At 63.0% G+C, this 12445-nt stretch carries 8 protein-coding genes; 4 read left to right on the forward strand and 4 right to left on the reverse strand.

Annotation, left to right across the window (positions count from 1 at the left end; all coding sequences use genetic code 11):
- The first annotated feature begins 150 nt into the window (after positions 1–150).
- Together QTI04_RS16510 and QTI04_RS16515 are read left to right on the forward strand one after the other, a co-directional pair.
- The gene (locus QTI04_RS16510) at positions 151–3060 is read left to right on the forward strand and encodes a Tn3 family transposase (RefSeq protein WP_286616584.1); all 2910 of its coding nucleotides are present in this window, start codon (positions 151–153) and stop codon (positions 3058–3060) included.
- 334 nt (positions 3061–3394) lie between these two features.
- Positions 3395–4600: a TIR domain-containing protein gene (locus QTI04_RS16515; protein WP_286616585.1), complete on the forward strand. Its 1206-nt coding sequence runs from the start codon at positions 3395–3397 to the stop codon at positions 4598–4600.
- Positions 4601–5502: 902 nt separating this feature from the next.
- Here the strand turns inward: QTI04_RS16515 and tagH are convergent.
- Positions 5503–7728 (reverse strand): type VI secretion system-associated FHA domain protein TagH, encoded by a 2226-nt coding sequence (gene tagH, locus QTI04_RS16520; RefSeq protein WP_286616586.1) that lies wholly within the window; start codon positions 7726–7728, stop codon positions 5503–5505.
- Between the two features lie 37 nt (positions 7729–7765).
- Positions 7766–8005: a hypothetical protein gene (locus tag QTI04_RS16525; protein ID WP_286616587.1), complete on the reverse strand. Its 240-nt coding sequence runs from the start codon at positions 8003–8005 to the stop codon at positions 7766–7768.
- Positions 8006–8058: 53 nt separating this feature from the next.
- Here QTI04_RS16525 and QTI04_RS16530 point away from each other — a divergent pair, with 53 nt between their 5' ends.
- Entirely contained in the window at positions 8059–8775 is a 717-nt protein-coding gene (locus QTI04_RS16530; protein WP_286616588.1) for an MFS transporter, read from the forward strand.
- A 464-nt stretch (positions 8776–9239) separates the two neighbouring features.
- Here QTI04_RS16530 and QTI04_RS16535 read toward each other — a convergent pair whose 3' ends face one another.
- Positions 9240–9467, reverse strand: coding sequence for a hypothetical protein (locus QTI04_RS16535; RefSeq protein WP_286616589.1), 228 nt, complete (start codon positions 9465–9467; stop codon positions 9240–9242).
- A complete protein-coding gene (locus QTI04_RS16540; protein WP_286616590.1) occupies positions 9464–11137 on the reverse strand; it encodes an IS66 family transposase in 1674 nt (557 codons plus the stop codon). The genes QTI04_RS16535 and QTI04_RS16540 overlap by 4 nt, the downstream gene beginning before the upstream one ends.
- 327 nt (positions 11138–11464) lie before the next feature.
- Between QTI04_RS16540 and QTI04_RS16545 the strand changes: the two genes are divergently transcribed.
- Positions 11465–12442 (forward strand): site-specific integrase, encoded by a 978-nt coding sequence (locus QTI04_RS16545; RefSeq protein ID WP_286616591.1) that lies wholly within the window; start codon positions 11465–11467, stop codon positions 12440–12442.
- Positions 12443–12445: the final 3 nt, after the last annotated feature.

Genomic DNA, 12445 nt, shown 5'->3' on the forward strand with positions numbered 1-12445 from the left:
GGTCGATTTGATTTCGGTGTCAAAAGTGACGGTTCGCAACTCCAGCAATGGCGCGGGGTCGGTTCGCTAAGTTGTTGATTTCGCGAGCATTGCTGTTCACTTCTTTGCGGCGTATCGTCTGCGCCCCCTGAACCACGAAGGAGCGCGGCGATGCAAGGCTGGCAGACGTCCTACCTGGGCCTTCGCGACATGCCCGGCGAGCTCAGCGAGTTCGAGTTGCAGACGTTCTTCAGCTTCAGCCGCACTGAGCTCGAGTTGATTGCTCGTCGGCGCAGCGACAGCCTCAAGCTTGGCTTGGCGCTGCACATCGGCTTCGCCCGCATGACCGGACGGCCGCTGAACAGTGTGCGGATCGTGCCCCCTGCCCTGCTTCGCCACCTTGGCGAGGAGCTGGATATCGCGGCGCCCGATCTGGTGTCTCTGCGCGCGCTGTATGCCCGCGGACGCACCTTGTTCGACCACCAGCACCAAGCCTGCCAATGCCTGGGATTCAAGTGGATGACCGAGCATCAGCGCCGAGCGTTGGTACGGGTCCTGCGCGACGAGGTCGCGCATTGCTCGGATCGCGAGCGCCTCCTGGTCCTTGCCAGGCAGTGGCTCTACGACCATCGCCTGCTCATCGTTCACGACCGGGTCATCCGCGCCATGGTGGCGGCCGCCCTGGTCGAACTCGAAGCATCGACCGGCCAGGCCATCATGACCACGGTGCCTGCCGAGACTCGCAAGCGCTGGATATCGGCATTGAACACGCCGCGTCCGGACGGCGAACACTGCCAGAGCTGGCTGTGGAGCGCGCCGGCAAGGCATTCCACGCGCCAGATCACCGAAGTCCTCGAAAGGATCGCATTCCTGACTGACCTCGGCATCGATCGACATCTGGGAGATCTCAACGACGTGCTGGTGCGACGCTACGCTCGGCGCATGGCCGGACGGCCCCCATCGGTCAGTGCCAGGATCAAGGAGCCGGCACGCACGCTGGAGCTCAGCTGCTTCCTGCGCTACTGCCTGCTCACGACGAGCGACCAGATCATCTTCATGTTCCAGCGCCGCGTGGCCGACCTGTGGCACCACTGTGCCGACGGTGTCGCGACCGTGGATTGGGCACGGCAGTACCAGGAGCTGCTGCTGGAGCTCTCCGAGCTCGCAGGCCATGACGCCGTGCCAGATGCCGAATTGCGCTCACGCCTTCGCGAGATCATCGCGGCCAAGTGTGCTCAGCGCCCGCCGAGTCGAGCGTCGGTCATCCGGCAACGCCTGATCGATGCGATCGCGCCGGTGCGTTCTCTGCTGGCAGGTGTGAGCCGGCTGCCTTGGCAGGCCACCGGCGAGCACCCGGCTCTCGATGCGCTGAACAAGCTTCGAGCTGGGTACGCCGCTGGCATCAAGCGACTTCCCAGCGAAGTGACGGCCCCACGACTGGGAGTTGCCTGGCGCGCAGCCATCGCCGACCCTGACCGCGACCGCGCCTTCAGGGCGCTGGAGGTTGCCACCCTGCTCGCTCTGCGCCGGGCGGTGCGCAATGGTTCGGTGTGGATAGCTCACTCACTGAGCTTCCGAGGTCGCGAGCGGCTGTTCCTGCCCGAGGAGCGTTGGCAAGCTGAAGCGCCGCGTCACTACGCCAGGTTGCAGTTGCCGGCCAGAGCCAGCGAGTTCCTCGTGCCGCTACTTGCTCGCATGCTCATTGGTATCGACGCGGTGGCGGCCGCCGCGCGCGCTGGCGATCTGCAAGTCGACGACGAACTGCATCTGGCGTCGTTGGCCGCGGACGAAGATGACCCCCGCGTAGGGACGCTGCGCAGCCAGCTCGACCAGCGCATCGGTGAAGCGCAGTTGCCCGAGGTCATCCTGGACGTGGACGCCCAGGCGCGATTCAGCTGGATCATGCTCGGGCGCGAGCCGAGAACGGCGCAGGAACTGCTGATGACCTATGCCGGCATCCTCGCACACGGCACCAGCCTCACGGCGGCCGAGTGCGCGCGCATGATCCCGCAGTTGTCGGCCACCAGCATCCGCCAGGCCATGCGCTGGGCCGGCGACGAGCGTCGCCTGGCACGGGCCTGCCAGGCGGTGCTGGAGTTCATGCAGGGCCACCCCATCGCGGCGACCTGGGGCCGAACCGACCTGGCCTCCTCGGACATGATGAGCCTGGAGACCAGTCGGCGCGTGTGGCAAGCACGCCAGGACCCGCGGCGCCAGGTGGCTTCCATCGGCGTGTACAGCCACGTGCAGGACCGATGGGGAATCTTCCACGCGCAGCCGATCGTGCTCAATGAGCGGCAAGCGGGCGCCGCCATCGAGGGTGTCATTCGACAGGAACGGATCGAGACGTCTCAGCTCGCTGTTGACACGCACGGTTTCACCGACTTCGCGTTGGCTCTGTCCCGACTTCTGGGCTTCGACCTGTGTCCAAGGCTCAGGGAACTTAAACAACGGCATCTCTTCGTCCCGCGGGGCACGAAGGTTCCGCGCGAGATAGCCGCCGTGTGTCAGGCCAGTGTGGACACCACGCTCATTGAAGCTCATTGGGACAGTCTGGTTCACTTGGCCGCCTCGGTGATGCTGGGCCATGCCAGCGCAGTGACCGCGTTGGCGAGATTCGGCTCGGCAGCCCGAGGAGACCCGATCTATGACGCCGGCGCGCAACTGGGCAAGCTGCTCAGGACGGTGTTCCTGGCCGACTACTTTGTCAACGCCGCTTTCCGGCGCGAGCTGCGACGGGTGCTCAATCGAGGCGAGTCGGTCAACGCGCTCAAGCGCGCGATCTATGTCGGCCGCGTCACGCCGGCACAGGCCCGGCGCACTGACGAAATGCAAGCCGTGGCCGACGCACTGAGCCTTTTGGCCAACATCGTGATGGCGTGGAACACGGCGCAGATGCAGGCGGTGGTCGACCGCTGGGCCAACCGGCGCCAGATCGTGCCGCCGGAATTGATGGGGCGCATCGCGCCCACGCGACTGGAAGGCATCAACCTGCGAGGCGTGTTCCGCTTCCCCGTCGAGCGCTACGCCGCGCAGCTACTACCGTCACAAAGTGCAGGCAAAACAAGGGCAAGTGGCTGAAATCGGCCGCTGAACGATGCGCTCTGGGGGGCTATTCGAGGGATAGCAGAAAGTTGTGCAGTGACAAGCACTTGCGAGCGCCAGCACCTCGGAACCCGCGCCAATGCTGGTCGGTCGATGCGTCACTTTTTGCACTCAAATCAAATCGACCCCGTCCCGCAACGCCGTTCATGTTGCCCCCGTGACAAGGACGCCCACCAACGCGCCGAAGAGAAGGATTCCGGCATGGAGCGTTTCTGCGTTGCTAAGAGGCAGAGTGAACCTCTTCGGGGGCGTTCCGGATCACATGCGCATCAAATATCATTCAGCAGGCGGGCGTTTCGAGGAGGCACTCATGTTTCAAGCCAAGCTTCATTTGCTGATGGTGAATGCCGAGATGGTTTATCAGCCGAACCCACTGCCTTGGCGGCTGATATGGCGCTTGGCGAAGGGGTCTGACGTCGGAGGTTTGCGGATCCTTTTCGCTACGGGACACCTGACCGAGGCATTGCTGCTGGACTATCTGCGCGAACGCTTGGATGCCTATCCATTGAATTGGCTCAAGCTCGATGACCCTCTCTGGACTGTTGACGTATCCGAGCTCCGCCAGCAGTTTTTGTCCGCGCCGCCTCCATGGCCATACAGCAAAGACTCTCCTCCGCCATGGCCGGAATGGCTCAAGGGTCTGATTCAGGTCAAGCCGGCCTTCGAACAAGCGGCAAAAAACAGCCTGAGTCTGCGGATCACAGAGGCCACCTACTCGGCGGCCCGAAAGAGGGAACTCGCCGAGAATGAGCAGCAGTCGATCCACAAGACCGTTGCGAAGCTCGGATCAGAACTCGAAATGGTCCGTAAGCAGCTTTACGCGCAAATGGCCGAGGCGGAGGAAGTCCCGCCGGAGCTAAATCAATCCGCAGATGCAGTCAATAAAGCGGAACGCGCAGCAAAAAATGGACAGGGCGAAAAGGCAATGCAAAGCCTCAAGAATGCAGGCAAATTGGCTCTGGAAGCAGCGACGAAGGAAGGGACGACGCTTGCCGTCGAAGCAATAAGGAAAGCGACTGGCTTTTCTCTTTCTCGTGTGAACGTCTTCATCAGCTACACCAGAAGCAAGGATCACTACAACGATGTGGGTGCATTCAGAGAGCGCATCGAAGCCGAGATTCTTGGTCGCGTCCCGGGGTCCAGGGTCTTCCAAGACAAGACGCACCTTGGTGAGGGCTCTCATTTTCCTGAAGCCCTCACAGAGGAGTTGGGAAAGGCCGATGTACTGCTTGTCCTCTTATCGCCCGCGTGGCTCTTGAGCGAATGGTGCCGCAATGAGTTCGCACTTTTCACGGCCGATGGCACCAACGCCGAGCGTCTCCATCGAATACTACCGGTGCTGTGGATCGAAACAGACAAGCTAAGTCTGAGTTCTACCGACCCCATCGCACGAACCCTGGCCGGCATCAACTATGCGGACTGGCGCACGCTGCGACACGAAGGCTGGGACAGCAAAAAGAGCAGGATTCAGGTTGACCACCTCGCCGCCCGGTTAGTTTCGTTAGCGCGCGACTAGACCGGAGCACCCACGACTTTGGCGCCCAGAGTGTCGAGTACCAGGTCCAGTGTCGCGTTGCGTAGAAGAAAGTAAATGCGGTACCGGCCACGCGCGCCGATTGCCTCTGGCGGCTGCTCTCGTAGTCACAGATTTACCGTCACAGGAAAGAAAGTAAATGAGGTACTTCGCAACCGTGCGAAGTAAATTCGATACTTCGCGAATCCAATGCGTCGAGGGCTGCGTAAGGTGTTGAATCAGTAGGAGTTTCACGCCGCGCTTATCGACGCCCTGGACACACCATGCCCACGAGGTTCAGCCCCAAACTGGGCAGGCGGGTCCGACTGTTCAATCGGTCGATACTCGATCAGGTGGCTTCGACTGGAAGCCCATCCGGCGCTGCTACGCCCCTACAAACGCCCTGTTCGCTCGCGTTCTGCTCCCAAGTCTCGGCTCGTTGATTCTGGGTCCAGCGCGACGATGGCGAACAGTTGCGACTCGTCGATGATGGTCAGGATGAACTCGCCCCCCAAAAAGGTGCGCGCGACTTGGGCGATTCCGGAACAGCGGTATCACATTTACTTTCCAAAGTGGCCAACCCCTTGCTGGATGCGGCTTCGCCGCGCACAAGGTTCTTCAGACCACGGGCAGTCACACTTTTACCGTCACGTTTGGAACGGATTCACTTTCTTCTACGGCTAGGGCTGGCCAACCTCTACCTCGCACGTCGGGTACTGTATGAACAAGTCCGCCCATAAGGGCCGCCAAGCGAGCCAATGGCTCGCCGCGCGGCCCGCGACGGGGCATCGTGCGACGCAATTCGCACTGCATTCGCGTTGTGGCGCCGAAAAGAACCTCAATTCAGGTGTCGCGAACGAGGTGACTACTGGATGGAGAAGGTCGGGGCCTTGTTCAGCATTGCCTTAAGTCAAACCGTCTCGTTTCGCCCTCGAAATCAGTTCCTCAAGTAGATAGTCTGCCGCCTTCTTGGTTAACGCGGACGGCGGATTGACATCTCCGCGCGACTCGACGCCAAGCTTCGTGGCCGACGCATGGCTTGTGTGCTTCTGGACTGTTGGCCTCGACGCGTCGCGCACAGCAAACAAAGGATCGTTCTGCGACGCCGCGCCCCACAGATCCAATGGTTCTAGCCGGTTCATCTGCTCCTCGTAGGCCTGCGTGAACGCGCTGCCGAATTGGTGGTGAAAATCCTCTTCGGCTTCGACCGCGATGGCCGCGTAGTGCGTGACAAACTGGTCCCACAACTTGGCGTTGCAGTGGGCCGCTGGCAGGCTGTCGAGCACCGATTTGGCAGCAAATTTTCTTTCGAGTTCCTCGGGCATGAAGCGAGCCAGCACATGCGCGAGCGCAGCGCGCATGCCGACCATCACGCCGAACTGGTGCGCGCGAAGGTCGTCGAATGCGTTGCGCATCGCTTTCTCGCCGTCCATGAAGCCGCGCACACCTGGGCCTAGGAGATGCGCGAGCGCGACCTCTGGCGTGGGGGAGAACTTGAGCGGATTGTTGACTTGCGCCGAGATCATAGTGACCTCCGCGGCAACGCCTCGTTTCATTGCCTCGCGGGTGTGCAGCAGTTGCAGAGTGCCCTCCGTCGCACTGCGCAGCAATGCACCGATGCGCTCCATGAGTTCAGGCGTGAGCGTCATGGGCATTTGGGGCGTGGTGTTGACTCCGCGCAGGAACGCAGCGAGCAACACGCTGTCGGAAGTGTCGTCGATCGAGAATTTGCGAGTCGCGGGGGCCGAGGCGCGGGGCGCAGTTGACCGTTCGCCCAAGTAGCCCGGAGATGGTGGTGGGCTGGGCCACGGTGGTGAAGGGGGCGTACCGTCGATGTCATTGGGGTTAGCAGCGGGCAGGTTCCTGTCACCCTTCGGAGGTATCGGCTTCGAACCAATCGGCAGGTCCGCGAAGGGATCCGCGTCATCGGACATTTCCTGTCCTTGCAAAGGATCTGCCAGCGGTGGCAAGCCAACCGGATCGGGGCCCGCTTGGCTCGCGCCGCGCGCCGCTTCGAACAAGTCGTCGATGCCGGCTGCCGGAGCCGGACCGCCGAGGCCAAGGTCGGAAGACCCCGCCGGTGCGCCGGGGGTGATTGGAGCTACGGTTTCCGCGCCCAACAGGTCGGAAAACGGATCGTGCATCGGCCCTGTCGGCGGACTCGCGGCCCTCGCGGGAATTGGATCGGGAACCAGCGGTGAATTGGGGAATGGCGACCTTGGCGTTTCGAACGGTGGAAGAGGTGCTGTAGCGCCGGGCGTTGGCTGGCCCAGGCCCGCGAGCAAGTCGGCGAAAGGATCATCACTCGCGACGGGCACACCATGGGCATGCATCTCCTGGGCGTTCTGCACCATCAACTCGAAACCGCCGATTCCTAAGCGGTCGCCCGGCGCCAGCGCGACCTCTTGGCCGGATCCGAGCGCCTGCCCGTTATGCCTCAACGGATTGCTGCCGCGATCGATGATGAAGAAGTTGCCATCGCGGCAATGGACCTGAGCGTGCACGCGCGACACGGTGCGGTTGGGGTCGTCGAGCACCAGCGTATTGGTGGGCGCCCTCCCGATGGTGCCTCCGGCAGGACCGAACTGCACCGTGATCATTCGTGCGGCCGATGCACTGCGGATTTCTGAAACCACCAGGACAATGCCAGGCAATAACTCCAGTGAAGTGTTTGACTCGGCGAGAACGGCTCGCAGCTCGTCTTTCTCGTCGAAATGAGAATCGGGCGTAGGATCGGCGGGGGCGGCTTCGTCGATTGAATCACGCGATATGGACGGATGCGTCGCCGTCGCTAGCCAAGTGAAATCTATCCACTGATGTTCAGTCAGGGTCATAGGCAAAGGAGTCTCGTCAAGTAGCACTGGCACAAGGCGTTTGCCGTGCGCGAGGGCCGCTTCGTATTCGCGCTGCACCTGAAGGGAATTCTTGGAATGCTCGCACCAAAACAAGACCACGTAAGTGGCGCTTGCGAGTGCTTCGTCAACCTTCTCGCGCCACAAATCGCCTGGGCTGATGCTCTCTAGGTCGACAAAGATCAAGCCATCTTTGTTCAGTCGCATCAACTTTACGACTGGCACTACGATTGGCTCATCGCGTCTGCTGTACGAGACGAATATTTCGAAGCCCGACATAGAGGAAGATTTTGAACTTCGGCAAGGAGCGAAGAACCTAAATCATCCGCTGACGGAGCTTGAATCGCAAGCCGCGCAATCCATCTTCAACGATTGACGAGGCGGCGCGTTCACGGCGCGAACTTGCGATTGGGTTCTCTCGGCTTTCTCTCATGGCAGGTGGCCTGCTTGCTGGCTGCGCGGTGCGGATGCCAAGGAAAGCCTTGACCTCATCGGCGAGGCCGAGCGCGCGCGCTGTCACAAGCGGTGCAGTGAAGTCACTCGTGGCGATCGACATCGCTGGCACGTCGTCGGCCGCGGTCGGCGTCCACGACTGAACCAGGGCGGAACATGAAAAGCGTCGGCTTGTTCAGAGGCTGGTACATCGTAGGCGCGGCGCACGTGCTATTGGCGCTGATCTTCGGGGCAGCGTATTCGTTCGGCGCCTTCTTCTCTCTGCCGTCGTCGCTCACCCTGTTCCTGGGCGCATTCTGCGTGCTCGTCGGACTGGGCGTGGGACTGGTCTACGTGCCGGTGCTCTCGACCATCCAGCGATGGTTCGTTCTACACCGCAGTTTGGCCTCGGGCATTGCATTGGCGGGCACCGGTGTGGGTACTCTTGTCGGCCCGATGGTGGCGGGAGCTGTCATGCGCCATCTGTCGTGGCAGTCCACCATGCAGGTGTACGCCTTGGCGATTGCACTGCTGGGCCTGATCGCCGCAGCGGGCCTGTGGGGGGGCGGCCGGAGGACCTTGGGCTGCACCCGGATGGCATCGTTCCGCGCGGGGGCCCGGGGCCTTCGGGTGGGCAGGTGTTGCATGGCCTCGGCTTGGGAGGGGCGGCCCGGCAGGCGCGCTTCTGGTGGTTGTCGTCCGCACAAAACCCATCCGGTATGGATATACAAGCGATTGCATCTCGGCAACTCCGTGCAGGAGCGCCAAGTCTTGAACGGCTGCGCCGACCGGAGCGTTCGACGGCGCAGGCAAGCGGATACGCATGCTGCAAATCCATCGGGCAGCGATCGGCACAAGCGAGCCCCTTCGAACCACAAACCGACGTGGGGGTGAAACCAGCGAATGAAACTTTGGAGACGCGAGCAGGTGACCGTGGAGGGTCGCGCACATGAGGACTCGGCGGGCCCCGACGCCGGGTGCTGCCGGAACAAGTCATCAGGCGCCGAGGAATCGTCCGCGAATGCACGTCAGGCATCGGTGCCGCGTCCAACAGCTCCCGCCGTACCGGGCCCACCATGCGCACGGACACCGCATCGGCGCTCGGAATACAGGATCGCAAGACATCAAGACCCCAAGCGAAAATCTTCCATCTGCGCTCAGCGCTCGTACGAGAGGTCAGCATCCGGGACTTGGCCGCGATGGCGACGCAGAGATCGCCCGCGAGGACGGCCATGGCGTGGTTCTTGAGGAACGTCGAGCAGCGCAGGCCCCGGTGCGGCTGCTGCGTGTGTGTCGAATCGAATGCCGCGCAAATCATTGGTGAGCGTCTGGCCGTCCCACCTTGACGGAGGCGCTGGTCACTCTGCGGGATCGTTGATCTCGTCGATGACCGTTCCGTCTTCGTAGAACTTGGCGATGGCTTTGTCCAGTCGCTTGAGCAACGCGTTGAGAGTCTCGCCTTCGCGCCTGACGAGCATGGCCAGCGCATTGTGATCATCGGCGGCAGTGGCTGCGCACTGGATCGATCCGATCGCACCGATCGTGATTTCTCCGCCATCGTCGATCAGTGCCTCGATGTTCTTCATGTGGACGCCGGCTCGCTGAGTTCGCGGACGCGCCAGCGATGCGGCAGCAACTCCTCGATCCGGCTGTTCAAGTGGGTCGGCAGCCTTGCGAGGACGTCGCGCAGGTATTGCCAAGGATCGTGCCCATTGAGCTTGGCCGACTGAACCAGGCTCATCACCACTGCAGCGCGTTGGCCGGCCAATGCGCTACCGGCGAAGAGCCAGTTCTTGCGGCCCATCTGCCAGGGCTTGATCTGCCGCTCCAGGAAGTTGTTGTCCATCGGGACTTCGCCGTCGTCGAGATGACGGGTGAGTTGTGTCCAGTGGTTGAGGCTGTAATCGATCGCCGCGGCGATGCTGCTGCCGTCAGGCACTCGGCGCCGCTCGAGTTCGAGCCACAGCTTGAACTCCGCCCACAGCGGCTTGGTCAATTCCTGCCGCCCCTTGTGTCGATGCTCCGTGGGCGTGGCCGCCGGGCTCCCCTCGAGGTGGTAGATCTGGGCCAGGCGTTTGATCGCCGCTTCGGCCACCGGACTCGTCCCGGCCTTGGCCACCTCGTCGTACTTGCGTCGGGCGTGCACGACGCAGCCTGCGGCCACGCGCTTGGGGTACACGCGGGTATCCATGGCCGTGTCGTAGCCGGCGTACTGGTCCGTCAGCAGCGTGCCGCTCCACGCACCATCCTCGCCGCCGAGGAACGCGACCGGGTACTGGCCGCCACGGCCTAGGCAGAACTCGAAGATCACGCCGCGCTGGTCATCGAGCTCGCCTCGTGCATAAGCCCAGATGTAGGCTCTGGGGGTCTTGCCCGCTCCGGGGTCAAGCAAGGCCACCGGCGTCTCGTCGGCGTGCAGTACCCGGGCGCCGAGCACGAAGCGCTTGTGCGCGTCATACAGCGGCTCCAGCGCCGCCCCGGCGTACCCTGCCCAGGCTGCCAGCGTAGAGCGCGGCGTGTGCACGCCCGAGCGTGCGTTGATCGCCTCCTGCCGGTAGTACGGCAGGTGGTCCACGAAGCGGCTGATCAGCGTGTGTGCCACCAGTCCGCTGGCGGGGATGCCGCCGTCCACGATCTCGGGGGCGGCCGGTTCCTGCTTCAGGCTCTGGCAGCAGCGGCACGCCCACTTGCCGTAGATGTGCCGGTGCACGAAGAACTCCGCCGGCACGATGTCCAGCCGTTCGCTGATGTCCTCGCCCACGCGCGCCATCGGCTGCCCGCAGCCGCAGGTCATGTCCTCGGGCTCGTGGCGGTGCTCCACACGCCGCAGGTGCTGCGGCAACGCCTCGCGACGCGGCTTGCGCGGCGGGGCCTTGGGCGTCTTTGGCGTCTCGGGCAGGCTGGCCTGCAGTGCCGCCAACTGCGCCTGCAGGCTCGCCTCGTCCTCCGCGACCGTGTCCTGGAAGAGCTGGCGCTGCTCGGCGGTCATCGCCTCGGACTTGGCGCCGAACTTCCAGCGCTTGAGCCGCGCGAGCTCGAAGTTGATCTTCTCGATCTTCGCCTGCCGAAGTGCAAGCTCGCGGTCCTTGCGCTCCAGCAAGGCTTGCTGCTGGGCGAGTTCGCGGGCGCGCTCGGCAAGCTGCTGATCTTGCTGCTCGAGTCGTTGCTGCATCTGCGCGATCAGCGCGGCAGCTTCAGGGGGCAGTTGGGCAAGGTCTATGGGGAGAGGACCTTGCGTGCCAAGCATGCGCAGCATGGTGCCAGAGCGGCGTGCCTCGCACCACTGGCACAAGCGCTGTCAACCGACGCGCGCACGCCGGAGGTCACATGCGCGTGATGACGTTCATCTCGGGCAGCCGTTCCCATGGCAGGCCGACCACCAGGGCGTCGAATTGCGCTCTCGTGAGTTCCAGCGACACTGGCGCGGCCGTCGTCGGGGTAACCGCATCTTTTGCGCAGATTGACACGGAGGCAGGAGATTTTCCCTGCGAATTCAACAAGTTGTGCGGAGCGTCGGTCGACGTCAGGACGCGGTCGGCAAGTACTTGTCGCGCTTGGGCTTTTTGAGGGCAACCGTGTCAGTTTGTCGAAAAAATACGATTACCCCTACTGGGCCGCCTGGTTCGGCGCGCGCTACGGGCGCCAGATGGCGCTCCCAGTTCCGGTGCCCGTCGTGGTCCAGTTCATCGTCGACCATGCCGAGCGCTCGACCAAGGCGGGCCTGGAGCACCAGTTGCCGCCCGAGATCGACGAGGCCCTGGTTGAGGCAGGATTCAAGGGCAAGCTGGGTGCGCCGGCCTTGAACACACTCGTGCACCGGATCTCGGTCATCTCCATGGCGCATCACTTGTCCAAGCAACCCAATCCTTGCGTGGATGCTGCGGTGAAGGCGCTGCTGAGCAAGACGAAAAAAGCCTACGCGAAGCGCAACGCCCTGCCCCGCAAGCAGCGCGCGTTGACCAAGGAGCCGATGGAGGCGGTCTTGGAAACCTGCGACGACTCGCTGAAAGGAAAGCGCGACCGCGCCCTCCTCCTCTTCGCCTGGGCCTCGGGTGGGCGCCGGCGCTCCGAGGTGTCAGGGGCGGATTATGAAAACCTGCGGCGCGTCGATGGGGGGAACTTCCGATACACGCTCGCCAGCTCCAAGACGAACCACAACGGGAAGGTGCGGCCCGAGGACGTGAAGCCGGTGGTCGGATCGGCCGCCGAGGCGCTGGAGGCCTGGCTCAAGGCGAGCGGGATCAATTCAGGCCCCCTCTTCCGGCGGATCCTCAAGAACGGCAAACTGGGTACCGACGGGCTCTCGGGGACGGCAGTTCGGGACATCGTGAAGGCGCGGTGTACGCTGGCCGGCGTGGGAGATGATTTCTCGGCGCACTCGTTGCGATCGGGGTTTGTCACGGAGGCGGGAAGACAAAACATGCCGCTGCAGGAGACGATGGCCATGACCGGGCATCGCAGCACAGACACAGTGGCGGGGTATTTCAGGGCAGGGGCTGCCCAAGTGAGCCCAGTGGCGCGAATGATGGATTTAAAGAAGCCTCGGCCCGACGAAGGTTAAGTT

It is taken from the genome of Variovorax sp. J22R115, from assembly GCF_030317005.1.
Classification (GTDB): Bacteria; Pseudomonadota; Gammaproteobacteria; order Burkholderiales; family Burkholderiaceae_C; genus Variovorax.

Bases quoted from the DNA above. Each gene is read 5' to 3' on its own strand.
- QTI04_RS16525 (WP_286616587.1), bottom strand. From the start codon at position 8,005: ATGTCGATCGCCACGAGTGACTTCACTGCACCGCTTGTGACAGCGCGC.
- QTI04_RS16530 (WP_286616588.1), top strand. From the start codon at position 8,059: ATGAAAAGCGTCGGCTTGTTCAGAGGCTGGTACATCGTAGGCGCGGCG.
- QTI04_RS16535 (WP_286616589.1), bottom strand. From the start codon at position 9,467: ATGAAGAACATCGAGGCACTGATCGACGATGGCGGAGAAATCACGATC.
- QTI04_RS16510 (WP_286616584.1), top strand. From the start codon at position 151: ATGCAAGGCTGGCAGACGTCCTACCTGGGCCTTCGCGACATGCCCGGC.
- QTI04_RS16515 (WP_286616585.1), top strand. From the start codon at position 3,395: ATGTTTCAAGCCAAGCTTCATTTGCTGATGGTGAATGCCGAGATGGTT.
- QTI04_RS16540 (WP_286616590.1), bottom strand. From the start codon at position 11,137: ATGCTGCGCATGCTTGGCACGCAAGGTCCTCTCCCCATAGACCTTGCC.
- tagH (WP_286616586.1), bottom strand. From the start codon at position 7,728: ATGTCGGGCTTCGAAATATTCGTCTCGTACAGCAGACGCGATGAGCCA.